We start from the raw sequence: 26,003 nt of genomic DNA on the forward strand, positions 1-26,003 counted from the left end.
GATGCTGACCCCGTTGCAGGACAAGGCCGTGGGGAGTCTGGTCGGCGCGGCGGTCGGCGACGCGCTGGGCGGCGCCACCGAGGGCTGGACGCCCGAGCGGATCCGGCACCGCTACGGCGGCGTCGTCGAAGGGATCGTGCCGCCCTTCAACGCCGACTGGCGCAACGCGCGCCCCATCGCGCCCTACCACAAGGGCGACGGGCACGTCACCGACGACACCCTGATGACGCACGCGCTGGTCCGCGTCTACGCCAGGGCCGGACGGCACCTGGACGCCTACGCCGCGGCCGAGCACCTCGTGCCGGAGATGATGGGGGAGAAGCGCTGGATCCCCGAGCTGGAGGACGAGGCGCTGCCGCTGCAGCGCGTGTTCCTGGCCGAGAAGTGGATCGTGGCGCGGCTGCACTACGGCCACGTCGACCCGCGCGAGGCCGGGACCGGCAACATCGTCAACTGCGGCGCCGCGATGTACATGGCGCCCGTCGGGATCGTCAACGCCGGTGACCCCGACAGCGCCTACGCCGAGGCGATCGACCTGGCGGGGGCCCACCAGTCCAGCTACGGCCGCGAGGCCGCCGGCGTCTTCGCCGCGTGTGTGGCCGAGGCCATGCGCCCCTCGGCCGGGGTCGACTCGGTCGTCGCCACCGCCCTGCGGGTGGCCAGGGACGGCACCCGCTCCGCGATCGAGGCGGTGTGCGAGCGGGCCCGCGGCATCGGGGACTGGCGGGAGGCCGCGCCGGAGCTGCGCGCGGCGATGGCCCCCTTCGACACGGTCGCCGACGACTACCGCGACCAGGGACTGGGCGCGCGCCGCCCCAGCCGGGTGCACGCCATCGAGGAGCTGCCGATGGCGCTGGCGTTCCTGCTCATCGCCCGGGGCGGCTACCGCGACGCGGTCCTCGGCGGCGTCAACTACGGCCGCGACGCCGACTCCATCGCCAGCATGGCCGGCGCGGTCGCCGGCGCCCTGGGCGGCCGCGACGGCGTGCCCCAGGACTGGAGCACCGACGTCGCCAAGGCCAGCCGCCTGGACCTGGAGGCGCCGGGTCTGGAGCTGGCCGAGGTGGCCCGGCGCCTGCACGCCGCCGACGTCGCGCGGCGGCGCGCCCACGAGCGGGTCTTCGCCGAGCTGGCCGGCGCCGGGGCGGAGGGCGGCCGGTGATGAGGCTGACCTGGGTCCAGCCCGAGGACCTGATCGGGCACGAGCTGCGCCAGGCCGCACAGGACGGCCGCGACGCCGCCGGGATCGCCCGCCGCTGGCACGAGGCCGGCGGCCACGAGGCCCCGCCGACGGCCGGCGCCTCACCGGAGCCGGCCCCGCCCGCGCTGCGCCGGCTCGCCGAGGACCTGCTGGACGAGCTCGCGGCGATCCCCTCCCCGCTGGCCGTCGACGAGCCCACCGCGCTCGACGACGTCATCGCGGCGTGCCCGGACTGGCCCGGGACCTCGCTCGCCGAGCCGGGCGCCGACCTGGCCGGACGGATCCGCGGCGCCTGGCTGGGCCGGGCGGCCGGGTGCGTGCTGGGCAAGCCCGTGGAGAAGATCCCGCGGGCCGGCATCCGCGAGATCGCCGAGGCCACCGGAAACTGGCCGATCACCGGATGGTTCAGCGCGCGCGGGCTGCCCGAGGAGGTGGCGCGGCGCTGGCCGTGGAACCGCCGCAGCGCCGCCACCAGCCTGGCCGAGAACCTCGACGGCACGCCCGAGGACGACGATCTCAACTTCCCGATGCTCGCGCTGGCCATGCTGGAGCGGTACGGGACCGGCTTCACGACCGGCGACGTCGCCCAGATGTGGCTGGACGAGCTGCCGCCGGGGCGGATCTTCACCGCCGAACGAGTCGCGATGCGCAACCTGCTGCTCGGCCTGGCCCCACCGGCGACGGCGACGCACCGCAACCCCTTCCGCGAGTGGATCGGCGCGCAGATCCGCGCCGACGTGTACGGCTGGACCCACCCCGGCGACCCCGGCCGGGCGGCCGCGGCGGCCCACCGCGACGCCGTCCTCAGCCACACCGCCAACGGCGTCCACGGGGCCATGTTCGCCGCGGCGCTGGCCGCGATGTCGGTCACCGCGTCCGGAGCCGCCGAGACCGTCGAGGCCGCGCTGCGCGTGCTGCCCCCGCGCTCGCGGCTCGCCGCGGCGGTGCGCGAGGCCGCCGACCTGGCGGCGGGGGAACCCGACTTCGAGCGGGTGCTCGACGCCCTGCACGCGCGCCACACCGGCCTGCACTGGGTGCACAGCGTCAACAACGCCGCGGTGGTCGCGGCCGCGCTGGTGCACGGGGCCGGCGACTTCGGCGCCTCGATCACCGCCGCCGTCGCCGCGGGGTGGGACACCGACTCCGACGGTGCGACCGTCGGCGGCGTCGCCGGCGCGCTGGCCGGCGCCGACGCGATCCCCGACTCCTGGACGACCCCGCTGCGCGGCCGGATGGCCAGCAGCCTGACCGGGTTCGACGGCATCGGGTTCGACGAGCTCGCCGACCGCACCCTGGCCCTGGCCAGGGGCGCGCGGGAGGGCCGGCCGTGACCGAGCCGGGCCCTGCGCCCCTGGGCGAGCCGCGCCCCGCCGACCGGCCGACCCCGGTCCCGCTGGAGCCCGGCGCCGACCTCTCGGTCCTGGACGCGGCGAAGATCCTCGCCGCGCCGCGCGACCCGGCGGACCGCCCGGCGTGGCGGGCCGCGCTGCGCCGATGGCGCGAGGAGGCCCGCGCGCGCCTGGCGCCCGACGACGCGGCCTACCGGCGGCCCGAACTGGCGTGGGCGCGCGGCTGCTTCTCGGTCTGCCTGGCGTGGCTGTGGGACGGCCTGCTCTACGACGCCGAGCGCGGCGCGTTCACCCCGCAGGAGTTCTGCGACCACGCCGAGCGCGAGTTCGGCGGATTCGACGCCGTGGTGCTCTGGCACGCCTACCCGGTGATCGGGGTGGACCGGCGCAACCAGTTCGACCTCTACCGCGACGTCCCCGGCATCGACGGCCTGGTCGCGGCACTGAAGCGGCGCGGCCTGCGCGTCATCGTCGACTACAACCCGTGGGACACCGGCACCCGCCGCGAGGCCGTCGGCGACGCCGCGGCGGTGGCCGACGTGGTGCGCCGGTTCGGCGCCGACGGGGTCTTCCTCGACACGCTGCGCGAGGGCGACACCGGGCTGCGCGACGCGGTGCGCGCCGCGGCCCCCGGCGCCGCCCTGGAGGGGGAGTCGGCGGTGCCGCTGGAGCGCGTCGGCGACCACGTCATGTCGTGGGCGCAGTGGATGGCCGACTCCGAGGCGCCCGGCGTGCTGCGCACCACCTGGTTCGAGCAGCGCCACATGCAGCACCACACGCGGCGCTGGCACCGCGACCGCTCCGCCGAGCTGCACTCGGCCTGGATGAACGGCGCCGGCGTGCTGGTGTGGGAGAACGTGTTCGGATCCTGGGTGGGCTGGAGCGCCCGCGACCGCGCGCTGCTGCGCGCGGTGCTGCCGGTGCAGCGGCACTTCCGCGACACCTTCGCGCTGGGGGAGTGGACGCCGCTGACCGACGAGGCCGCGCCCGCGGTGCCGGCGTCGCGCTGGCAGGGCCCCGACCACACGCTCTGGACGCTGGTCAACCGCTCCGACGCGCCCTACCGCGGCCCGCTGCTGGACATCGCCCCGCGGCCGGGCCTGCGCTACCTCGACCTCGTGGCCGGCGCCGAACTCGGCCCCGACCTGGCCGCCGAGGTCCCGGCGCGCGGCGCCGCCGCGGTCCTGGCCGTCCCCGCCGAGCGGCTCGCGTGCGACGGCGCCCTGGCCGATCTGCTGCGGGCGCAGCGCGGCGAGCGGGCGCGCTGGAGCGACGACACCGCGTTCCCGCACCGCCCGGTGCTGCGCCGCCCCGCCCCGGCCTCCTCGGTCCCGGCCGGTGCCCGCGGCATCGGGCGCACCGTCGCACCGCGCCGCGGCGACCGCCGCACCCGCGTGCTGCACCGGGTCCGCGAGACCGGCTTCGACGGGCTGGGCCCCGACGGCCGCGCGCCCGAACCCGCCCCCTACGTCGACGCGTGGAAGCCGCTGCCGCCGCGGCTGCACGCGATCCGCGAGGTGGAGCGCGACGCGCCGGACACCGGCGCGGAGGTGGCCGTCCGCGAGGTCGGAAACGCCGAGTACGCGCGCTTCCTGGCCGCCACCGGCTACCGGCCCCGCAGCCCCGAGGGCTTCCTGGCCCACTGGCGCGACGGCGCCCCCGCGCCGGGGACCGGGGACGATCCGGTCACCCACGTCGACCTCGACGACGCGCGCGCCTATGCGGCCTGGTGCGGCGCCCGGCTGCCGACCGAGCACGAGTGGCGGGCCGCGGCCGGCGAGCTCGGATTCCAGCGGCGATCGCCGTTGGTGTGGAACTGGACGGAGAGCGAGCACACCGACGGCCGGACCCGCTTCGCGCTGCTGAAGGGCGGCGCCGACGGCGGCGCGCACGGCTCGGAGTGGTACGCCGACCCGGACCCGGGCCCGCGTCCGGCCGAGTACGCGCTCAAGCTGCTGCGCACCCACCCGGCCATCGAGCGCAGCGCCACCATCGGCTTCCGCTGTGCGGTCGACGCCGCGGCCGATCCCACCGCCGACCCCAAGGAGCAGGAATGACGCAGGCACCCCCTCCGCTGGAGGGCATCCGGGTGCTCGACCTCGCCACGCTGTTCGCCGGCCCGATGGCGGCGATGCTCCTCGGCGACTACGGCGCCGAGGTGATCAAGGTCGAGCACCCGCGCAGACCCGACCCCTCGCGCGGGCACGGCGCGGCCAAGGACGGCGTCGGGCTGTGGTGGAAGGTGCTCGGGCGCAACAAGCGCGCGGTCACCGTCGACCTGTCCACCCCGCAGGGCCAGGACCTGCTGGCCGAACTGGCGGCGGGCGCCGACGTGGTGATCGAGAACTTCCGCCCGGGCACCCTGGAGCGCTGGAACCTCGGCTACGACCGGCTCGCCGCGGCCAACCCCGGCCTGGTGCTGGCCAGGGTCACCGGCTTCGGCCAGTTCGGGCCCTACGCCCAGCGGCCGGGCTTTGGAACGCTGGCCGAGGCGATGAGCGGGTTCGCCGCCATGACCGGCGAGCCCGACGGCCCGCCGACCCTGCCGCCCTTCGGCCTCGCCGACGGCATCACCGCGCTGGCCACCGCCTACGCGGTGATGACCGCGCTGCGCGGCCGCGAGGCCACCGGTCGGGGGCAGGCCGTGGACCTGTCCATCATCGAACCGATCCTCACCGTCCTGGGCCCCCAGCCCACCGTCTACGACCAGCTCGGCCAGGTCCCGCCGCGCACCGGCAACCGGTCGGTCAACAACGCGCCGCGCAACACCTACCGGTGCTCCGACGGGTCGTGGGTGGCGGTGTCGACGTCGGCGCAGAGCATCGCCGAGCGGGTGCTGCGCCTGGTCGGCCGGCCCGAGTACATCGACGAGCCCTGGTTCGCCACCGGCGCCGGCCGGGCCGCGCACGCCGACGAGCTGGACACCGCGGTGGCCGCGTGGGTCGCGGGCCGCACCGGGGAGGAGGTGCTGGCGGCGTTCGAGGAGGCCCAGGCCGCGGTGGCGCCGGTCTACGACGTCTCCGACGTGGTGGCCGACCCCCAGCTCGACGCGCTGGAGGCCATCACCACCGTCGACGACCCCGACCTCGGCCCGCTGCGGATGCAGAACGTCATGTTCCGCCTGTCCGGCACACCGGGCGCGATCCGGTGGACCGGCGCCGCGCACGGCGCCCACACCGACGAGGTGCTCGGTGGACTCCTCGGCCGCTCCGCCGAGGAGCTGGCCGAGCTGCGGGCCGCGGGGGTGATCTGATGCCCGGCGCGCCCGGGGCACCTCCGCTGACCCTGCTCTACGTGCCCGGCGACCGGCCCGACCGGGTGCGCAAGGCGCTGGCGGGGGAGGCCGACGTCGTCATCGTCGACCTGGAGGACGCCGTCGCGCCGGCCGCGAAGGCCGCGGCGCGCTCCGAGACCGCTGCGCTGCTGTCCCGGCCGCAGGCCAAACCCGTCCAGGTGCGCGTCAACGACGTCGGCACCGACGCGGGCCGGGCCGACCTGGCCGCGCTGGCGGGCCTGCCCGGCCTCGGCGGCGTCCGGGTGCCCAAGGTCGAGGAGGCGGCGACGCTCACCGGGATCGCCGACGCGCTGCCGGGCGCGGCGCTGCACGTGCTGCTGGAGTCGGCGCTGGGCGTCGAGCGCGCCCACGCCCTCGCCACCGCGCACCCCGCGGTGGCGAGCATCGCGCTGGGGGAGGTCGACCTCGGCGCCGAACTGGGGGTGAGCGAGGAGTCCGGCCTGCTGTGGGCGCGGTCGCGGACGGTCGTCGCCGCCCGGGCCGCCGGCCTGCCGGCGCCGGCGCAGTCGGTCTACGCCCGAGTGCGCGACCTGGACGGGCTCGCGGCCTCCTGCCGCGCGGGCCGGGCGCTGGGCTTCCTGGGCCGGACCGCGATCCACCCCGCGCAGCTCCCCGTGATCGCGCGGTCCTACCTGCCGGACGAGGAGGAGGTGGCCGCGGCGCGCGGGATCGTCGCGGCGGCCGCCGACGCCGAGCGCTCCGGCACCGGCGCGCTGGCCCTGCCCGACGGCCGCTTCGTCGACGTCGCCGTGGTCCGCGGCGCCGAGCGGACCCTGGCCCTGGCCGAACGGGCCCAATCCCGCGGTCCCGGCGCCTGATCCGGCCGCTCGCGCCTTCCCCGACCGTCGCATCGGGTCGGTGCGGTGTGGGTGCCGAAAGTGGGACGGGTGCGGTTCCGCTGGTCGTGCGCGGTGCCCGAGAATGTGGAGTCTTACCGCGTCACTCGGGATAAGGCCGGTCGCCGGCACCTCGCCTTCGCCGTGATCCCTGCGCCGATAACCGAAAAGGTCGATCCCGCCTACACGCCGCAGATCTGCGGTGGCTGCGGGCACTGCGCGCCGGAGAACCGCGAGAGCCAAGCGGTGTTCTGGTGCGTTGTCTGCGGACACCGGGAGCATGCCGACGTCAACGCGGCAGAAGACATCCTCACGGCCGCCGGGCGGGCGGTTGCGGCGCGGGGATCCCTCCAGGCACGGCCGGGGCGACGAACCGTGAACCTCGACTCGTTCTCGCCTCCTGAAGGCGAGTCGGGTTGGAACCCTCTCCCAACGGGAGAGGAGGGCGCCGAGGACGGCCACCTGCTCGGCGGCGAGGACCCCGAGACCGGCGTCGCGCTGGAGGTGGTCCGGCTCCTGCCGGCCAGCGCGGCCGCGACCCCGCGGGACGCGGTGTGAGAAGAGGCGGCCGCCCGCCGGCCCGCGTCCGGTGGGCGGCCGCCTCGCGCTGCGGCGCGCGGTCACACCGAGACGCGCGGGTCCCGGTCGTCGTCGTCCTGCTCCCCGGTCTTCGCCCCGGCCCCGGCCCCGGCCTCGGTCCCGGGATCGGCGGAGGCCTCGGCCGCGACGGCCGCCTCGGCCGCGGCGGTGTCCTTCTTGTTCTTGTACAGGCTGGCCACCGCCGTGATGACCAGGGTCGCCACGATGACCAGCAGCGAGAACACGGTCGGGATCTCGGGCACGTGCCACTCGGTGGTCTCGTGGAGGGCGTGCAGGATGAGCTTCACCCCGATGAAGCCGAGGATGAAGGCCAGGCCCTTGCTGAGGTAGACCAGCTTGTCCAGCAGCCCGCCGATCAGGAAGTACAACTGGCGCAGCCCCATCAGGGCGAAGGCGTTGGCGGTGAAGACCAGGTAGGGCTCCTGGGTGATGCCGAAGATCGCGGGGATGGAGTCCAGCGCGAACAGGATGTCGGTGAGCCCGACGGCGACCATCACCAGCAGCATCGGCGTGACGAACCGCTTGCCGTTCAGGCGCACGGTCAGCTTGGCCTCGTGGTACTCGTCCGTGGTCGGCAGGATGCGCCGCACCATCCGCACCGCGGCGTTCTCCTGGTACTCCTCGTCCTCGTCGCCGCCGGCGACCAGCTTCCACGCCGTGAAGAGCAGGAACGCGCCGAAGAGGAAGAACACGCCGGCGAAGGCGTTGACGACGGCCGCGCCCAGCGCGATGAACAGGCCGCGGAAGAGCAGGGCGAGCGCGATGCCCACCAGCAGCACGCGCTGGCGGTGCTTGGGCGGGACGGCGAAGGCCCCGAGGATCAGGATGAACACGAACAGGTTGTCCATGCTCATCGAGTACTCCACGATCCAGCCGGTGAAGAAGTCCAGGCTCTGCTCACCGTCGGCGAAGAAGGCCAGACCGATCCCGAAGGCGATGGCCAGTGAGACGTAGATCGAGATCCAGATCGCGGCCTCGCGCATGGAGGGTTCATGGGGGCGGCGGGCGATGATGGCGAAGTCGAGGGCGATCACGGCGAGCAGGACGGTGACCGTCACTCCCCACACCCACGGTTGAATATCCACGATCAACTACTCCTGAAGGGCTCATGGCACGGCTGTGCCGGTCCCGGGCACGCGGCCCGCGTGCCCGGGATCGGTGTTACGGGAATGCGGCTGTCAGGTCGATGAGCGCCGCCGGGCCGCTGCGGCGGAAGGGCGACGGCGAACCATCGTATTCATGTGCTCCAGATAGCGTTCGGCCAGGTCCGCGGCTACCGGGTTGCGCGGCCTGATCCGCATCAGCCAGTGCGGCGCCAGGCGTTCGTGCAGCCAGAGGAAGCCGATGGCGAAACCGACGCTCAGCATGGCCTGGAAGACCAGGAACGACCAGAGCGGCTCGCCGAGCACGGTCCGGTTGCCCAGAACCTGCGCCGCAGCGAACTCCTCGATCAGCCGGGCCAGCGGGAAGCAGACCATCCAGTACAGTGCCACCGGGGCCACCGTGCCGACGCGGAAGCGGCCGGTGGCCAGCAGCACGCAGTAGGCGCCGCCGAACAGGGCCAGCGGCCCGCCCAGCGAGGCGGCGATGGTCAGGGCCAGGGCGGCCGGCAGCCCGGCCAGCGCGGCCACCCCGGCGGCGAACAGCCCGGCCACCGCTCCGACGGCGACACCGGGCAGGGCGACCTCGGCGTACCAGGCGATCGAGGAGGTGCGCGAGTGCGGGGCGGAGACGGGCGCGGTCATCAGCTCACCACCACACCGAAGGCGAACAGGGAGTAGAACAGCATGCCGAGGTAGAACACCGCGGCGAAGCCGATGATGGCGTTGGGGATGAGCCCCGGCCGGATCGGCTTGGGCAGCGTGAGGTTGTTGACCAGCAGCAGCACCACGCAGTAGGCGCCCATGGCGAAGGTGGACAGGAACGCCAGCACGTCGAGGATGGCGGCCGGCCCGTCGGCGGGCCCGAACAGCAGGATCCCGATCCCGAAGGCGATCAGGCCCCACAGGAAGAACCCGTACAGCTTGGAGATGCTGAAGCGCTTGGCGCCCGGGACGAAGAAGTAGGTCATGTCGGCCTGGCCCCGGGAGAAGGAGTCGAACAGGCCGAGCGTGGCGTTGAGCCCGATCAGCGCGATGAAGCAGAAGAACACCGTGCCGAAGATGGGGCTGCCGGCCGCGGCGAAGGAGCCCGCCATCGCGTCCAGCGCGGCGTCGCGCTCACCGTCGCGGATCACGGTGGTGACCCCCGGGTCCAGCCGGGCCGAGGCCTGGGCGAGCACGGTGAAGGAGATCGTCACCAGCATCGTGATGCCCCAGAACAGCACCAGGGCGTCGAAGGTGACCCAGCGCCGCCAGCCCTTCCACTTCGCCATCTCGTCGGGGTTCTCGGTGTCGAACATGAACCCGCGCGAGGGCATGCTCTCCTGGTCGTCGGCGTGGCGCAGGCCGCGGATGCGGGGGATGTGCGCGCCCATGCCGGCGCCCTTGTCCCGCAGGTGCAGCGTGTACCACATCTGCTGCATGCCCGAGGGGCCGGCGAAGGCGATCGAGCCGACCAGGATGGGGAACCAGATCGGTGAGACGGCCTCCTCCGGCAGGTAGCCGAAGGCGAACATCCCGGTGATCGTGCTGGAGAGGTCGGCGAGGTTGCCGACCAGGGCCGCCACCACCGACGTGCCGACCACGAGCACCCCGATGCAGATGGAGAGCACGTTCTCCAGGAGGCTGTAGATGACCTTGGCGAGGGTGAAGACCACGCCGACGAGCAGCATGCCCGTCACGGCGGAGGCCTGCCAGGGGATGCCGGTCACCCGTTCCAGCGCCGACGCGCCCGCCGACAGGTGGCCTGGCCAGATGTAGACCAGGATCGCCGTGATGAAGAAGAACCACATCAGTGGCTTGAACACGCGGGCGGCGCCGAAGAAGATGCTCTCGCCGGTGGCCATCGCGTAGCGCGACATCTCCAGCATGACCACGGCCTGCAGGCTGACGCCGATCAGGAACAGCCAGCGGATCTCGGGGCCGAAGATGAGCACCAGCCGCGGCCACATGTAGGACTCGCCCATGCCCACGCCCAGTGCGACCAGGAAGACGGTCGGGCCGAGGATGTGGATGGAGGGCGGCGCCTTGGGCAGCGGCCGGATGGGCATCGGTTCGAGTCGGCCGGCGCGCCAGACGCGTTCCTCGGAGGCCGTGGGGGCGCCCTGCGCGTCCGCCCCGGAGGGCTCGGCGCCGCGCTGGGCGGGGATCAGTGGCTGCTGCGGCTGGGGCTGCGGCTGAGGAGGAACACCTTGGGTCGGTGTGCCTCCGGTGTTGACGTCAGAGGAATCCATGGGCGGATCTCCCTCGATGGGATGTGCGGATGTGAGCGGTCGCCCCCATGCGCCCCCTTGACAGGCGTCGTGCCCGACCTCCGTTTACTCCTCGATGTGCGCCCGGTCGCCCGGCCGCCGTTGCCGTCTCGACTCGTCGCCGCGGTGGCCGCTGGCGGAGCGGCCGCCCCGACGATGGTCCCGGTGCCCTCTGCGTGGCGGCGCTGGGGGCACCGGGGATGATCGGATGCGTTGTTGATCAAGCGTTGGATCAGAGTAGCCCGGCGGCGCGCGCCCAGCGATACTTCGCGCCGAGGACCTGGACCGGTTTTTCGGTGGTGTAGGGGTAGGCGACGACGCCGCGGTCGAACAGGTAGGCGCTGGCCGCCTCGACCTCGGTGTCGCCGGACAGCGAGGCCACGACGGGCTTGTCGATGCCCTTGGCCCTGGCCTCCTCGACCACCCGCGAGACGACCTCGGCGAAGACCATCGGCGGCGTCACGATCGTGTGCCAGTAGCCCAGGATCAGCGCGTGCACCCGGTCGTCCTCCAGGCCGAGCCGGATCGTCTTCTCGTAGGTGGAGGGCGGCTCGCCGCCGGTGATGTCGACCGGGTTGCCGGCCGCGCCGAAGGGCGGGATGAACGCCCGGAACGCCGAGTCCAGGTCCGGCGGGATCTCGTAGAGGCTCATCCCGTTGTCCACCACGGCGTCGGACAGCAGCACGCCCGAGCCGCCCGCACCGGTGATGATGACGACGTTCTCACCCTTGGGCGCGGGCAGCACCGGCAGCGCCCGGCCGAACTCCAGCAGCTCGTTGAGCCCGGGAGCGCGTACCACGCCGGCCTGGCGCAGGATGTCGTCGTAGACCTTGTCGTCGCCGGCCAGCGCCCCGGTGTGGGAGCCGGCGGCGCGCGCCCCGGCCGAGGTCCGCCCGGCCTTGAGGACCACGACCGGCTTCTTCGGCACCACCTCGCGCGCGGCCTCGACGAAGGCGCGGCCGTCCTTGAGGTCCTCCAGGTGCATGGCGATCGCGTTGGTGTTGTCGTCCTGGCCGAAGAAGGTGAGCAGGTCGTCCTCGTCGATGTCGGCCTTGTTGCCCACGCCCACGATCGCCGAGACGCCGGTGTGGGTGCTGCGGCTGTAGCCCAGGATGGCCATGCCGATGCCGCCCGACTGCGACGTCAGCGCGGTGCCCCCGGCCACGTCGTAGGGCGTGCAGAAGGTCGCCGACAGCTTCTCCGGCGTGTAGTAGTAGCCGTAGATGTTGGGGCCGAGCAGTCGGACGCCGTGCCGGCGGGCCACCGCCAGGACCTCGTCCTGCAGCTCCTGCTCGCCGGTCTCGGCGAAGCCCGACGGGATGAGGATCGCCCCGGCCGCGCCCTTGGCGCCGACCTCCTCCAGCGCCCCGGCCACGAACTTCGCCGGGATGGCGAAGATCGCGACGTCGACATCGCCGGGGACGTCGGCGACGCTCTTGTAGGACTTGCGCCCGTACACCTCGTCGGCCTTGGGGTTGATCGGGTAGATCTCGCCCGAGTAGCCGCCGTTGACGACGTTCTTGATGACGGAGTTGCCGATCTTGCCCTCTTCGTTGGAGGCGCCGATGATCGCGATCGAGGCCGGCTTGAAGATCCGGTTCGTGGCCTGGAGGATCTCCTCCCTGCTGAACCGCTTCGGGGGTGCGGGCGGGTCGAAGTCCAGCACGAAGCGCAGGTCGGCCGCCACGGCCGAGGAGGCGCTCGCGAACACCGGGTTGAGGTCGGCCTCGGCGATCTCGGGGAAGTCGGTCACCAGTTGCGACAGCCGGCTGATGACGTCGGCCAGCGCCTCGCGGTCCACGCCCCGCCCGCCGCGCACGCCGCGCAGGATCTCGGCGGCCTTGATGTCGCCGACCTGGGACAGCGCCTCCTCGTGCGAGACCGGGGCCAGGCGGAAGGTGACGTCCTTGAGTACCTCCACCAGGACGCCGCCGAGGCCGAACACCACGATCTTGCCGAAGGTGACGTCGGTGGTGGCGCCGATGATGACCTCCTCCCCGGCGCCGACCTGCTGCTGGATCTGCACGCCGTCGATGCGGGCCTCGGCGTCGTGGGCGCGGGCGTTGGCGACGATGCGCCGGTAGGCCGCCGCGACCTCCTGGGGGGACTCCAGACCGACCTCGACGCCGCCGGCCTCGGTCTTGTGCAGGATGTCGGGCGAGACGATCTTGGCGACGACGGGCAGGCCGAGCTCGACGGCCAGCGACACCGCCTCGTCGGCCGAGGTCGCCAGCGCCTCCTTGGGCGTGGGGATGCCGTAGGCGTCGGCGACCGCCTTGCCCTCGGGGGCGGTCAGGGAGGTGCGGCCCTCCTGTCTGGCGCGGTCGAGCACGGCGCGCACGGCCGCGCTGTCGTGCCCGGTCCCGGTCGTCGCGGGCTGCGTGGCCATCAGATCACTCCATTCGTCTTGAGCGTGGCGAGGTCGTCGGCGCTCATCCCGAGCTCGCGGCCGTAGACGTCGTCGTTGTGCTCGCCGAGCAGGGGCGAGCTCTCGATGTCGGCGGGGGAGTCCGACAGCCGCATCGGCAGGCCGACCGTCTTGTAGGAGCCGCGCTCGGGGTGCGGCACGGTGACCACGACGCCGTTGTCGTTGAGCGTCGGGTCGTCGATGATCTCCCGGGTGGACAGGATCGGGCCGCACGGGATGTTGTGCTCGTTGAGTGCGGCCAGCACATCCCACTTGGGAAGCTGCATGGACCACTCCTCGATGAGCGCGAACGCCTTGTCGAGCTTGTTCAGCCGGGCCTCGGGGGTGGCCCAATCGGGGTCGGTGGCCAGCTCGGGGCGGCCGATGAGCTGCGTGATCGGCGCCCAGCCCGGCGGCTGGATGATCACGTAGACGTAGTCGTTGGGCCCGCCGGGGGCGGTGCGCACCGCCCAGCCGGGCTGGCCGCCGCCGGAGGCGTTGCCGGAGCGGGGCACCTCGTCGCCGAAGTCCTCGTTGGGGTACTCGGCGAGCGGGCCGTGGGTCAGGCGCTGCTGGTCGCGCAGCTTGACCCGGCACAGGTTGAGCACGGAGTCCTGCATGGCCACCTCGACCCGCTGGCCGCGGCCGGTGCCGGTGCGCTGGAGCAGCGCCGCGAGGATACCGGCTACTGTATGCATTCCGGTGCCCGAATCACCGATCTGCGCGCCCGTGGCCAGCGGCGGCCCCTCCTCGAACCCGGTCGTGCTCATCGAGCCGCCCATCGCCTGGGCGATGACCTCGTAGGCCTTGAAGTCGGCGTAGGCGCCGGGGCCGAAGCCCTTGATCGAGGCGTAGACCAGCCGCGGGTTGGCCTGCTGCAGCACCTCCCAGGTGAAGCCCATGCGGTCCAGCGCGCCGGGGGCGAAGTTCTCCACCAGCACGTCGGAGCGGCGCACCAGCTCCAGGAAGATCTCCTTGCCCTGCTCGCTCTTGGTGTTGAGCGTGATGCTGCGCTTGTTGGAGTTGAGCATCGTGAAGTAAAGGCTGTCCACGTCGGGCAGGTCGCGCAGCTGCCGGCGGGTGATGTCGCCGCTGGGCGCCTCCACCTTCAGCACGTCGGCGCCGAGCCAGGCCAGGATCTGCGTCGCCGAGGGGCCGGACTGCACGTGGGTCATGTCGAGGACGCGCACGCCCTCAAGCGCCTTCGTCATGGCGTTTCTCCTCGTCTTCTCGGTCTCCGCACCGCCGGCGCCGGATCACTTGTACATGGTCTGGTTGCGGGTCCCGGGCGCGTAGACCTCGGGGTCGATCCAGACGTTGATCAGCGAGGGCTTGCCGGACTCCCGGGCGCGGCGCAGGGCCGGGCCGATGTCGGCCGGATCGTGGACCTCCTCGCCGTAGCCGCCCAGCATTTTGGCGAACTCGGAGTAGCGGACGTCGCCGAGGGTGTTGCCGACGTCGCCCCGCTCCTCGCCGTACTTGGCGATCTGGCCGTAGCGGATCTGGTTCATCGAGGAGTTGTTGCCGATGATGCCGACGAAGGGCAGGTTGAAGCGGACCAGCGTCTCGAAGTCCCAGCCGGTGAGGCTGAACGCGCCGTCGCCGAACAGCGCCACGATCTCCTTGTCGGGCCGGGCGTACTTGGCCGCCATCACGAACGGCACACCCACGCCCAGCGTCCCCAGGGGGCCCGGGTCCAGCCAGTGGCCGGGCGACTTGGGCTGCACCACCTGACCGGAGAAGGTGACGATGTCGCCGCCGTCGCCGATGTAGATGGAGTCCTCGGTGAGGAACTCGTTGATCTCGTTGACCAGGCGGTAGGGGTGGATGGGCGCGGCGTCGGAGTGCAGCAGCTCCGCCCGCTTGTCCGCGGCCTGGCGCTCCTGGGCGCGCAGCTCCTCCAGCCAGGCCTTGCGGCCCTGGGCGCCGTTGTCGCCGTAGCCGGAGGCGGCCTGCAGCACCGAGGACAGGATCACGTCGGCGTCGCCCACGAGCCCCAGGTCGACGTCGCGGTTCTTGCCGACGGTGGCGTAGGACAGGTCGATCTGCACCACGGTGGCGTCGGGGGAGAGGCGCTTGCCGTAGCCCATCCGGAAGTCGAAGGGCGTGCCGACGATGATGATCAGGTCGGAGTTGGTGAAGGCGTAGCGCCGGGAGAGCTGGAAGTGGTGCGGGTCGCCGGGCGGCAGCGTGCCCCGCCCCGCGCCGTTCATGTAGGCGGGGACGTTGAGCGCGCGCACCAGATCGGTGGCCGACTCGGTGGCCCTGGTGGTCCACACCTGAGAGCCGAGCAGGATGCTGGGCTTCTCGGAGCGGACCAGCAGCTCGGCCAGCCGCTCGATCGCCGCGGGGTCGCCGCCCTGGCGGGTGGAGGCCCGGTATCCGCCGGGCCTGGGAACGCGGGCCTTGTCGACCGGGACGTCGGCGTCCAGGACGTCGCGCGGGATCTCCAGGAAGGACGGGCCGGGGGCGCCGTTGAGCGATTCGCGGAACGCCATCGAGACCATGTCGGCCACCCGCTCGGTGTGCGGGACGGTCGCCGCGAACTTGGAGATGGGGTTGATCATGTCGACGTGCGGGAGGTCCTGCAGCGAGCCCATCTTGTGCTGGCTGAGCGCTCCCTGGCCGCCGATGACCAGCATCGGGCTCTCGGCGCGGTAGGCGTTGGCGATGCCGGTGACGGCGTCGGTGGTGCCCGGGCCCGCGGTGACGACGGCGCAGCCGGGTTTGCCGGTGACGCGGGCGTAGCCGTCGGCGGCGTGCGCGGCCACCTGCTCGTGGCGCACGTCGATGACGTCGATGCCCTCGTCGACGCAGCCGTCGTAGATGTCGATGATGTGGCCGCCGCACAGCGTGAAGATCACGTCGACCCCTTCGGCCTTGAGGGCCTTGGCCACCAGGTGGCCGCCGGAGATCGTCGTTGCCTCGCTCTTGTGATCCGCCATCTGCGTGCTCATCTCCTCACCGTGTGCCCCGTTGCGGGGCGCTCGTCGTGCTGTGGGACGTGGGGTCCGGGCGAGTCCGAGGTTATTGAATACTGCATACCGTATGTTTTCCATTGCTACATGAGCCGGGGGTCGGTGTCTAGATAGGACTAGCCGGGAATCGTGCGGATGTTGATCGGGCGGTGCAGCCGGAGGGTCAGCGCGGCCGCGGCCAGCGCCAGGAGTCCGGCCGCGCAGAACGCCGCGACGTGGCCGTTCGTCGGCGCGAGCGCCAGCAGGACGGCGGCGCCGCCGATGCCGAGCAGCCCGCCCAGCGCCTTGGCGCTGTAGACGAAGCCCTGGTTGCGGCCGGCGTCGCGGACGCCGAAGTAGTCCACGGCCAGCGCCGAGGTCAACGGGTAGCAGGCGCCGCCGCCCACGCCGGCCAGCGCGGCGCAGCACAGCAGCAACGGGACCGCTCCGCTCGCCCCGCCCGCGGCCAGGCCGAACTGCGCGATCCCGCTGAGGGCCAGCACGGCTCCCAGCGTGCGGCGGCGGCCCAGCCGCTCCGAGGCGCGGTCGGCCGCCACGCGACCGGCGCCGTTGGTCGCCACCAGGGTCGCCACCGCGGCGGCGACCGCGGCGGGGGAGGCGCCCCAGGCGTGCAGGAAGACCGGCAGGCAGGCGATGTTGAACAGCGAGACCGCGCCGGCCAGAGCCAGGACGGCGTTCATCGCCGGCAGCGCGCCGCTGCGCCAGGCCTGCGCGGGGGAGTGCTCGCCCGCCGCGGCGGGATTGGCGGCCAGGGCGGGGTTGACCCTGCGGTCCAGCGCCCAGGCGCGCGGATCGGGGTGCGGCGGCCACCAGTGGCGCGGCGGTTCGGGCAGCCGGCGGCCGCACAGCGCGGTGACGCCGCCGACCACGATCGCGGCGACCGTGCACGCCGCGGCGAGGTCGTCGGGGCGCAGCCCGACCGTCGCGGCGACGACCACGGGTGCGGCCCCGAGCGCGAAGGCGCCGCCGGCCAGCCCGGTGCGGGCGGTCGGCCGCTCGGGGTACCACGCCGCGGCCAGGTGGACGCAGGAGTGGTAGACCAGCCCCGCGCCCGCTCCGCCCAGGACGCCGTAGCCCAGCAGCAGCGCGCCGAGCCCGTCGGCGTGTCCGAGCGTCGCCAGCGCGACCGCGCACAGCGCCGCGCCCAGCACGACGGCGCGGCCCGGCGCCAGGGCGCCGCGTTCGCGCAGGTGCGCCACCGGCACGGCCGAACCGCCCTGGAACAGCGCCCACACCAGCAGCGGGGTGAGCGCCTGGGCGGTGCTCAGGCCGTGGGCCGCTGTCAGGACCGGCACCACCGAGCCGTAGCCGTACTGCAGCACGCCGACCGCGAGCAGGGCCGGCACGGTCCCGGCCAGCACCGCCGAACGGTCCCTGCCGGTCAGCTCCCTGGCGGAGGCGCCGACCAGGTAGCGCCGGCCGCGCCAGTCGCGGAACTCCCCGCTGAGCCGCGGGTGGGGGAAGACGAGGTGGCCGGGGGCCTCGGATGCGGGACGAACGCTGTTCATGATCCTCCCTCCGGAGTGATGCATACAGTATGCGACTGCATCGTCCGATTGGGAAGAGCCGGAAAGAGGGCATTGCATACTGCATACGATCTGACGTATGACTGATGGGAGCTCCGCAACCGCGACGCACGAGGAGGTTCGGTGGATCTCTACGAACACGAGGCCAAGCAGCTTTTCGGGGAGCACGACGTGCCGCTGGCCCAGCGCCAGTTGGCCGGCACTCCGGAGCAGGCCGCGCTCAGCGCCACCAGACTCGGCCCGCGCGTTGTCGTCAAGGCGCAGGTCAAGACCGGCGGGCGGGGCAAGGCCGGCGGTGTGAAGGTGGCCGAGGGCCCCGAGGACGCCGCAGCCAAGGCCGAGCAGATCCTCGGCATGGACATCAAGGGCCACACGGTGCACCGGGTCCTGGTCGAAGAGGCCAGCGACATCGCCGAGGAGTACTACTTCTCCCTGCTGCTGGACCGGGCCAACCGCACCTTCCTGTCGATCTGCTCCGCCGAGGGCGGCATGGACATCGAGGAGGTCGCCAGGACCCGGCCCGACGCCGTCGTGCGCACGCCCGTCGACCCCGCCCAGGGCCTCGACCGGCACACCGCCTGGCGGATCTGCGAACAGGCCGGACTGCCCTCCGACACCCATCCGCGGATCAGCACGGTGCTGATGCGGCTGTGGCAGGTGGCCTGCGAAGAGGACGCGCTCCTCGTGGAGGTCAACCCGCTCGCGCGCACCACCGACGGCCACATCATCGCGCTGGACGGCAAGGTCACCCTCGACGACAACGCGGCCTTCCGGCACCCCGAGCGGACCCCGTTCCACGACAACGGCGACGCCGACCCTCTCGAGGTGCGGGCGAAGGAGAAGGGGTTGAACTACGTCAAGCTCGACGGTGAGGTCGGCATCATCGGCAATGGTGCGGGTCTGGTGATGTCGACGCTGGACGTGGTGGCCTATGCGGGTGAGGCGCGCGGCGGGGTCAAGCCGGCCAATTTCCTCGACATCGGGGGTGGTGCCTCGGCGGAGGTGATGGCCGACGGGTTGGAGATCATTCTGGGTGATCCGGCGGTTCGCAGCGTGTTCGTCAACGTCTTCGGCGGGATCACGGCCTGCGATGCGGTGGCCAACGGCATCGTGCAGGCGCTGGAGCTGCTGGAGCAGCGTGGTGACGACGTGTCCAAGCCGCTGGTGGTGCGTCTGGACGGCAACAACGCCGAGTTGGGGCGCCAGATCCTGGAGGAGCGGGCCCATCCGGCGGTGCGCCGGGTCGACACCATGGACGGCGCCGCAGCCCAGGCCGCCGAACTCGCCGCGGCGAAGTAAGGACGAAGAGAAACCATGGCTATTTTTCTGACCAAGGACAGCAGGGTGCTGGTCCAGGGCATGACGGGCTCTGAGGGCGGCAAGCACACGCGGCGGATGCTCGCCTCGGGCACCAATGTGGTGGGCGGGGTCAACCCGCGCAAGGCCGGCCAGAGCGTGGACTTCGACGGCGCGGCGGTGCCGGTGTTCGGGTCGGTGGCCGAGGGCATGGCCGCCACCGGCGCCGATGTGACGGTGATCTTCGTGCCGCCGCGGTTCGCCCGCGATGCGGTGATCGAGGCGATCGACGCCCGGATCGGGCTGGCGGTGGTGATCACCGAGGGCATTCCGGTGCACGACACCGCGGCGTTCTGGTCCCATGCGGGCGCCGCCGGCCATGCGACGCGGATCGTGGGGCCCAACTGCCCGGGGCTGATCACGCCGGGGGCCGCCAACGCCGGGATCATCCCGGCCGACATCACCAAGCCGGGCCGGATCGGGCTGGTGTCCAAGAGCGGCACGCTGACCTACCAGATGATGTATGAGCTGCGCGACATCGGCTTCTCCACCTGTGTGGGCATCGGCGGCGACCCGATCATCGGCACCACCCACATCGACGCGCTGGCCGCCTTCGAGGCCGATCCCGACACCGACGCCATCGTGATGATCGGCGAGATCGGCGGCGACGCCGAGGAGCGGGCCGCGGAGTTCGTCAAGGCCAACGTGTCCAAGCCGGTGGTGGGCTATGTGGCCGGGTTCACCGCGCCCGAGGGCAAGACCATGGGCCATGCCGGCGCCATCGTCTCGGGCTCCTCGGGCACCGCCGCGGCCAAGAAGCAGGCCCTGGAGGCCGCCGGCGTCAAGGTCGGCAAAACCCCCAGCGAAACCGCGCGGCTGGTCCGCGCACTCTACTGACCCCTTCTGGCGGGAGATCCCATGACGTTCATGCTGAAATCCGGGACCGAGTGGAACACCGTGTACGGCCACTGCCGAGCGGCGGCGCCGGAGGCGTTCGGCGCGGACCGCGTGCACAACTTCTGGGGCGGGCGCTGGCGGGACGACGGCGAGCCCCGGCCGGCCTTCTCACCCGTTGACGGCGGCGAGATCGCCGGACCGCCCATGCTGACGGCCGACGCCGCCGAGGCGGCGGTGCGCACCGCGGCCGACCGGCACCGCGAATGGCGACGGGTGCCCGAGGCCGAACGGCGGGCCAGGGTGCGGGCGGCGCTGGACGCCTGGGCCGAGCACCGCGACCTGCTCGCCCTGCTGCTGGTGTGGGAGATCGGCAAGCCGTGGCGGCTGGCGTGCCAGGACGTCGACCGCGCGATCTCCGGGGTGGAGTGGTACCTGGAGGAGATCGGCCCGATGCTGGAGGGGCGCTCCCCGCTGGACGGCCCGGTCAGCAACATCGCGAGCTGGAACTACCCGATGAGCGTCCTGGCGCACGCGATGTGCGTGCAGGTGCTCGCGGGCAACGCGGCGATCGCCAAGACCCCCACCGACGGCGGCCTGGCCTGCCTGACGCTGGCCACCGCGCTGGCCGCCCGAGAGGGGCTGCCGTTCACGCTGATCAGCGGCAGCGGCCGGGAGCTGTCGCCGGCGCTGGTGCGCTCGTCCGAGGTCGGCTGCGTGTCGTTCGTGGGCGGCAGGGACGCCGGCGGGCAGATCGCCACCGCGCTGGCCGACCTCGGCAAGCGGCACATCCTGGAGCAGGAGGGGCTCAACTGCTGGGGCGTGTGGGAGTTCGGCGACTGGGAGACCTTCTCCGGCCAGGTGCGCAAGACCTTCGACTACGCCAAGCAGCGCTGCACCGCCTACCCGCGCTTCGTCGTGCAGCGCTCGCTGTTCGACCGGTTCCTCTCCGCCTACCTGCCCGCGGTCGCCGCCGTCAGGTTCGGCAACCCGCTCGCCGTCTCCGAACAGGGGGAGGAGCTGCCGGAGCTGGACTTCGGACCGCTGATCAACGCGGCCAAGGCCAAGGACCTCGGCGAGCAGGTCAGCGACGCGATCGCCAAGGGAGCCGTGCCGCTGTACAGCGGCGACCTGGACGGCGGCCGCTTCGTGGCCGGGCAGAACACCGACGCCTACATGGCCCCGGTGGCGCTGCTGGAGCCGCCGAGGCCCTCGCCGCTGTTCCACGCCGAACCGTTCGGCCCGGTCGACTCCATCGTCCTGGTCGACACCGAGGCCGAACTGCTCGCCGCCATGAACGCCAGCAACGGGGCGCTGGTCGGCAGCGTCTCCTGCGACGACGAGGCCACCGCCGCCCGCATCGCCGGCAGCGTGCGCGCCTTCAAGGTCGGCGTCAACAAGCCCCGCTCCCGCGGCGACCGCGCCGAGCTCTTCGGCGGCTGGGGCGACTCCTGGCGCGGCGCCTTCGTCGGCGGCCACCTCCTCGTGCACGCCGTCACCGACGGCCCCGCCGATGAACGCCTGCCCGGCAACTTCCCCGACTACACCCTGCGACCCGAGTCCCACGCCTAGAGAGCTTTAAGGGCGCGGGTGGAGAGGGGCCGGCTGTCGCAGTGCGCGTAGCGCCGGCGGCACGCACCTGTCCGTTGCCCTGCCGCGCATCCTCGCCCACGACCTCGGCCTCTGAACCTCTCCGGAGTTCAGCCGCCCCCGACCGACGAGAAAGCGATCCCCATGGTCACGCGGTCCCCTTCGGCGGTCCCCGGTGCGCGGCGATCCCGCCTCGCCGGGCGGGCGCCGCTGCTCGCCGTCCTGCTCGGCTGCGCGCTCCTCACCTGGTCCTACTGGTCACCCGCTGGCGTGGCCGAGCGCACGGCCTTCGACGCCGGCCTCACGGGCGGGGGCGCGCCGGACCTGGTGTCGGGGATCGGCCACGCAGCCGCCCACCTGCTCGGCGCGTGGAAGACGGTGCTGGCCGGACTGGTCGTGGCGGCGGCCGTCGACGCGCTGGTGCCCAGAGGGCGGCTGCTGCGGCTCCTCGGCCACGGCGGCCGTCCTCTGCGTTCGGCTGCGGCCGGGGCGCTGCTGGGCGGGCTGAGCATGCTGTGCTCCGGCGGCGCCGCGGCGGTGGCCGTCGCGCTGGGCCGCCGCGGCGCACCGGTCGCGGGAACGGTCGCGTTCTGGGTGGCCGGGCCCATGCTCAACCCGGCCGTCCTCGTCCTGTGCCTGTCGGTGCTGCCGTGGGAGTGGACGGCGGCGCGCGTCGCCGCCGGCGCGGCCCTCGTGCTCTTCGTCGCCTACCATTTCGGCGGTGCGCCGCGCGCCCAGGACGGCCCGCCCGAGCCGCTGCGCGGACCGGAGTTCGACGACCTGCTCGCACTCCGCCGGTTCGGCCGCAGCCTGGCCCGGCTCGCGCGCACCCTGCTGCCCGACTACCTGATCGTGGTCCTGGCCGCCGGCATCGCCCAGACCTGGCTCGCCGCGCTGGACTGGGACACAGCGGCGGCGCCGATGCTGGTCCTCGCCGCCGTCGGCGGCGCGCTGCTCATCGTCCCCCTGGCCGCCGAGATCCCCGTCGCGGCGGCGCTGCACCGCGCCGGCGCGGTGCCGGGAGTGGCGGGAGCCTTCCTGGTCACCCTCCCCGTCCTGAGCCTGCCCGCCCTGCTGATGCTGCGCGCCGTCGTCCCGCCGCGCGGCCTCGTCGCCCTGGCCGCAGCCGTCGTCGCCATCGGCGCGGCGACCGGAGCGGCGCTGACGCTCCCGGGGTGGTAGCACCGCGCTCGGGCCGTTGGCGACCGGCCGGCTCGAGCCTGCTGCGCGGCCTTGTCCGCTGCCGGGCGGCGGGCGGTCGTGAGGGAAAGCGGCAGCGACGGCGCCGGGGGTGCGAGCGGGCGCACAAGGTGTCCGTAAGAAGCGGGCAGGCTCAGGCCGGGGCGAGGGCCCGGACGGGCGTGGCGAGTTCGCGGCCGAAGAAGTCGAAGAACCCGTCGGGGTCGGGCCCGGCGTTGAGGAGCGCGAGGTGGTCGAAGCCGGCGTCGGCGAACTGCCGGACGACGGCGAGATGGCGCTCGGGGTCGGGACCGCAGCCGAACGCCTCGCGCATGTCGTCGTGGCGCACCGACGCCGTCGCGGCCTCGAAGTTGACCGGGTTGGGCAGCTCCGACTGCACCTTCCAGCCGGTGACGCCGAACCGGAACCTCTCGTGCGCCGAGGCGACCGCCGCCTCCTCGTCCGGCGCCCAGGACAGCGGTACCTCGGCGTACCTGGGTCCCGAACCGCCGGCCTCGGCGTAGACATCGGTCAGCTCGGGCTTGGGCTCGGTGGCGAAGAGGCCGTCGCCGAGTTCGGCGGCCAACCGGGCCGACGCCGCGCCGCTGGCCGCCACCGCGATCCGGGGCGGCCGTTCGGGCAGGTCGAACACGCGCGCGTCCTCCAGCGCGAGGTGCCGGCCCGCATAGGAGTGGTATCCGCCGGACCAGAGCAGCCTGATGATCTCCAGGGACTCGCGCAGCATCTCGTGGCGCACGCCGACAGCGGGCCAGCCGCGCCCGACGACGTGCTCGTTGAGCCGCTCGCCGGCGCCGACCCCGAGGGTGAAGCGGTCCTCGGCGAGCAGCGCGGTCGTCGCGGCGGCCTGGGCGACCACGGCCGGGTGGTAGCGGATGAAGGGGCAGGTGACGCCGGTGGCCAGCTCGATGCGCTCGGTGCGGGCCGCCGCGGCGGCGAGGATCGACCAGACGAAGCCCGAGTGCCCGTGGCTGTACAGCCACGGGTGGAAGTGGTCGCTGATCTCGACGAAGTCGAATCCGGCCTGCTCGGCGCGCACGGTCTGGCGCACCATCTCCTGCGGCGAGTACCCCTCGGCGAACAGCTTGTAACCGATCTTCACGGTGTCCCTCCTCCAGCGGCGGCCCGGGCCGCCGCCCGCGTGCGCCTCCGTCGCGCGATGCCGGTAGGGGCGTCTGCCCACGGTCCGGCGATCAATGCACCGCCGCGGGCCGCGACGCGAAGACGCAGGTGGCGGCTTGACAACGGCTGAAGCCGTTCTGCTTTACCGGCAAAGCCGCCTTAGCCGCCTTGGGGCCGTGGACATGTCAACCGATGGCCGGGACGGGATCGGTCCGGGCGCCGCCGAGCGGCACCGGGCGGCGGCCCGCAGGCGTCGGGTTCGCTCTCGTGCAGCACGACCACGGCGACGGTCCCGGGAAGGCGCCAGCGCGTCGGCCCCCGAGGCCGTCGACGGCCTCGGGGGCCGCGCGTACTCGGCGACCCGCGCCCGGATCCCGCTGGTCATCTCCTCGCCGAGCTCGTCGAGGACCGGCCGGGCAGGGCCGCGAACTCCCGAGGGACGGCGAAGGCTCCCGGCGCGCCACCGGGATGAGCTGTCAGTGATCATATTGGAACGTAGCGTCCCCGCAGTGCCGCCGCCTTCCTTTTTATGGATTCTGTATGCCGTTTCAGCGTCGATACGCATCCTGGTGCCGCCCGCGCCTGCGTTTGGTGCGCCGGACAGGGGTGCGGCGCGAGTGCCGAGTGGGAAAAGCCCCCGATATCGGGGCATTGACCGCCTCCGGTGGGCACGGCGACAGTGAACGGATGTCGGTACTCAGCACCCTGGATCGGGAAAACTCGATAGCGTCGGCGGGCTACAACCGCTGGCTCATACCGCCCGCCGCGCTCGCCGTCCACCTCTCCATCGGGCAGGTGTACGCCACGAGCGTGTACAAGAACTCGCTCGTCGCGCACTTCGGCACCGGCCAGACCGCGATCGGCGTCGTCTTCAGCCTCGCGATCGTCATGCTCGGCCTGTCCGCGGCGGTCGGCGGCACCTGGGTGGAGCGCAACGGCCCGCGCAAGGCCATGCTGGTCTCGGCGGCCTGCTGGAGCGGCGGCTTCCTGGTGGGAGCGCTCGGCATCGCGGCCGGGCAGCTCTGGCTGGTCTACCTCGGCTACGGCGTCCTCGGCGGCATCGGGCTGGGCATCGGCTACATCTCTCCGGTCTCCACCCTGATCAAGTGGTTCCCCGACCGCCCGGGCCTGGCCACGGGCCTGGCCATCATGGGCTTCGGCGGCGGGGCGCTGGTCGCCTCCCCGGTCTCCAACCAGCTCATGGTGTTCTACGACCCGGGCTACGACCCCGCCGTGGGCGGCTCGGTCGCCTCCGGCGGCGCCCTCGTGGGGCTGTTCGTGACGCTCGGACTGGGCTACCTGGCCCTGATGATGGTCGGCGTGCTGCTGATCCGGGTGCCGGCCGAGGGATGGCGGCCCGCCGGCTTCGACCCGGCGGCGCAGCGCTCGGCGCCGATGATCACCACGGCCGGCGTCTCGGCGCGCAACGCCGTGCGCACGCCGCAGTTCTGGCTGCTGTGGGTCGTGCTGTTCACCAACGTCACGGCGGGCATCGGCATCCTGGAGCAGGCGAGCCCGATGATCCAGGACTTCTTCCGCGACGGCGGCTCGACCACGGTCTCCGTCGCGGCGGCCGGCGGCTTCGTCGGACTGCTGTCGCTGTTCAACATGGCCGGCCGGTTCGGATGGTCCTCGACCTCCGACTTCATCGGCCGCAAGCCCGTCTACATGATCTACCTGGGCGTCGGGGCGGTGCTGTACACGCTGCTGGCCACCGTCGGTTCCAGCGCCACATGGCTGTTCGTGGTCCTGGCCTGCCTGATCCTGTCCTTCTACGGCGGCGGGTTCGCGACGGTCCCGGCCTACCTGCGCGACCTGTTCGGCACCTACGAGGTGGGCGCCATCCACGGCCGGCTGCTCACCGCCTGGTCGGCCGCAGGCGTCGCCGGCCCTCTCATCGTCAACGCCTTCCTCGACGCCGAGGGTGAGCCCGGCACGCTGACCCAGGGTGCCTACCAGGCGCCGCTGTTCACCATGGTGGGGCTGCTCGTCGTCGGCTTCGTCGCCAACGCGCTCGTGCGCCCGGTCGCCGAGCGGTTCCACGAGCCCGGGGTCTCCGGCGCGGCGCCGACCGCCGACCGGACCGCGTCCGCCACCGCCGCCGCCGCCGAGGGGCGCAGGCCCCGGCTGGTGCTCGCCTGGACGCTCGTGAGCGTCCTGCTCGGCTACGGGGTCTTCCGGGTGCTGCTCACCGCGGCCCAGTTGTTCACGGGGTGACGCCGGGGCCGGTCCGCCCGGTTCCGCGGGAATCCGCTGCGGGCGCACAAATCCCTCGTCGCAGGTCAAATCCGACTTGACGCGTCTGCGGTGACTTTTGGTAATTGAATACCTTCCCTCTGTTCTCTGGAGAAGTGCTCTCG

General features: G+C 73.0%; 19 protein-coding genes. 11 read left to right on the plus strand and 8 right to left on the minus strand.

Annotated elements, in window-relative coordinates:
• The first annotated feature begins 1 nt into the window (after nt 1).
• From HDA32_RS11570 to HDA32_RS31745, 6 genes are all read left to right on the plus strand, one after another.
• Nucleotides 2-1,162, plus strand: a complete 1,161-nt coding sequence (locus HDA32_RS11570) for an ADP-ribosylglycohydrolase family protein (protein ID WP_218882411.1) — start codon at nt 2-4, stop codon at nt 1,160-1,162.
• Entirely contained in the window at nt 1,162-2,532 is a 1,371-nt protein-coding gene (locus HDA32_RS11575; RefSeq protein WP_179643199.1) for an ADP-ribosylglycohydrolase family protein, read from the plus strand. Before HDA32_RS11570 ends, HDA32_RS11575 begins: the two co-directional genes overlap by 1 nt.
• Nucleotides 2,529-4,607, plus strand: a complete 2,079-nt coding sequence (locus HDA32_RS31740) for an SUMF1/EgtB/PvdO family nonheme iron enzyme (RefSeq protein WP_179643200.1) — start codon at nt 2,529-2,531, stop codon at nt 4,605-4,607. Before HDA32_RS11575 ends, HDA32_RS31740 begins: the two co-directional genes overlap by 4 nt.
• The gene (locus tag HDA32_RS11585; protein WP_179643201.1) at nt 4,604-5,803 is read left to right on the plus strand and encodes a CaiB/BaiF CoA transferase family protein; all 1,200 of its coding nucleotides are present in this window, start codon (nt 4,604-4,606) and stop codon (nt 5,801-5,803) included. The genes HDA32_RS31740 and HDA32_RS11585 overlap by 4 nt, the downstream gene beginning before the upstream one ends.
• Nucleotides 5,803-6,663, plus strand: a complete 861-nt coding sequence (locus HDA32_RS11590) for an HpcH/HpaI aldolase/citrate lyase family protein (RefSeq protein ID WP_179643202.1) — start codon at nt 5,803-5,805, stop codon at nt 6,661-6,663. The genes HDA32_RS11585 and HDA32_RS11590 overlap by 1 nt, the downstream gene beginning before the upstream one ends.
• 69 nt (nt 6,664-6,732) lie before the next feature.
• Nucleotides 6,733-7,239 carry a zinc ribbon domain-containing protein gene (locus HDA32_RS31745; protein WP_179643203.1) on the plus strand — a complete coding sequence of 169 codons (507 nt, stop codon included), beginning with the start codon at nt 6,733-6,735 and terminating at the stop codon, nt 7,237-7,239.
• Between the two features lie 62 nt (nt 7,240-7,301).
• On the opposite strand, the gene HDA32_RS11600 is transcribed toward HDA32_RS31745, so the two are convergent.
• The 7 genes from HDA32_RS11600 to HDA32_RS11630 form a co-directional block, all read right to left on the minus strand.
• The gene (locus HDA32_RS11600; protein WP_179643204.1) at nt 7,302-8,366 is read right to left on the minus strand and encodes a TerC family protein; all 1,065 of its coding nucleotides are present in this window, start codon (nt 8,364-8,366) and stop codon (nt 7,302-7,304) included.
• Nucleotides 8,367-8,459: 93 nt separating this feature from the next.
• Nucleotides 8,460-9,026, minus strand: coding sequence for a hypothetical protein (locus HDA32_RS11605; protein ID WP_179643205.1), 567 nt, complete (start codon nt 9,024-9,026; stop codon nt 8,460-8,462).
• Complete coding sequence (locus tag HDA32_RS11610; RefSeq protein ID WP_179643206.1) at nt 9,026-10,615, minus strand: Nramp family divalent metal transporter; 1,590 nt, start codon at nt 10,613-10,615, stop codon at nt 9,026-9,028. Before HDA32_RS11610 ends, HDA32_RS11605 begins: the two co-directional genes overlap by 1 nt.
• Nucleotides 10,616-10,865: 250 nt before the next feature.
• A complete protein-coding gene (locus tag HDA32_RS11615) occupies nt 10,866-13,022 on the minus strand; it encodes an acetate--CoA ligase family protein (protein ID WP_179643207.1) in 2,157 nt (718 codons plus the stop codon).
• Nucleotides 13,022-14,251, minus strand: a complete 1,230-nt coding sequence (gene frc / locus HDA32_RS11620; protein WP_179643208.1) for a formyl-CoA transferase — start codon at nt 14,249-14,251, stop codon at nt 13,022-13,024. Before frc ends, HDA32_RS11615 begins: the two co-directional genes overlap by 1 nt.
• A gap of 45 nt (nt 14,252-14,296) precedes the next feature.
• On the minus strand, nt 14,297-15,985 hold the full coding sequence (locus HDA32_RS11625; RefSeq protein ID WP_179643209.1) for a thiamine pyrophosphate-binding protein: 1,689 nt from the start codon (nt 15,983-15,985) through the stop codon (nt 14,297-14,299).
• A gap of 149 nt (nt 15,986-16,134) precedes the next feature.
• On the minus strand, nt 16,135-17,526 hold the full coding sequence (locus HDA32_RS11630; RefSeq protein WP_179643210.1) for an MFS transporter: 1,392 nt from the start codon (nt 17,524-17,526) through the stop codon (nt 16,135-16,137).
• A 141-nt stretch (nt 17,527-17,667) separates the two neighbouring features.
• Between HDA32_RS11630 and sucC the strand changes: the two genes are divergently transcribed.
• The 4 genes from sucC to HDA32_RS11650 all read left to right on the plus strand — a co-directional run bounded on the left by sucC (nt 17,668) and on the right by HDA32_RS11650 (nt 22,506).
• On the plus strand, nt 17,668-18,843 hold the full coding sequence (gene sucC / locus HDA32_RS11635; RefSeq protein WP_179643211.1) for an ADP-forming succinate--CoA ligase subunit beta: 1,176 nt from the start codon (nt 17,668-17,670) through the stop codon (nt 18,841-18,843).
• Between the two features lie 15 nt (nt 18,844-18,858).
• Nucleotides 18,859-19,737, plus strand: coding sequence for a succinate--CoA ligase subunit alpha (gene sucD / locus HDA32_RS11640; protein WP_179643212.1), 879 nt, complete (start codon nt 18,859-18,861; stop codon nt 19,735-19,737).
• A gap of 21 nt (nt 19,738-19,758) precedes the next feature.
• Nucleotides 19,759-21,306, plus strand: coding sequence for an aldehyde dehydrogenase family protein (locus HDA32_RS11645; RefSeq protein ID WP_179643213.1), 1,548 nt, complete (start codon nt 19,759-19,761; stop codon nt 21,304-21,306).
• 162 nt (nt 21,307-21,468) lie between these two features.
• The gene (locus tag HDA32_RS11650) at nt 21,469-22,506 is read left to right on the plus strand and encodes a permease (RefSeq protein WP_179643214.1); all 1,038 of its coding nucleotides are present in this window, start codon (nt 21,469-21,471) and stop codon (nt 22,504-22,506) included.
• A 151-nt stretch (nt 22,507-22,657) separates the two neighbouring features.
• Here HDA32_RS11650 and HDA32_RS11655 read toward each other — a convergent pair whose 3' ends face one another.
• On the minus strand, nt 22,658-23,623 hold the full coding sequence (locus HDA32_RS11655) for a TIGR03557 family F420-dependent LLM class oxidoreductase (RefSeq protein ID WP_179643215.1): 966 nt from the start codon (nt 23,621-23,623) through the stop codon (nt 22,658-22,660).
• A 707-nt stretch (nt 23,624-24,330) separates the two neighbouring features.
• Between HDA32_RS11655 and HDA32_RS11660 the strand changes: the two genes are divergently transcribed.
• Nucleotides 24,331-25,860, plus strand: a complete 1,530-nt coding sequence (locus HDA32_RS11660) for an OFA family MFS transporter (RefSeq protein WP_179643216.1) — start codon at nt 24,331-24,333, stop codon at nt 25,858-25,860.
• The last annotated feature ends 143 nt before the right edge of the window (nt 25,861-26,003 follow it).

It is taken from the genome of Spinactinospora alkalitolerans (genome assembly GCF_013408795.1).
GTDB lineage: Bacteria > Actinomycetota > Actinomycetes > Streptosporangiales > Streptosporangiaceae > Spinactinospora > Spinactinospora alkalitolerans.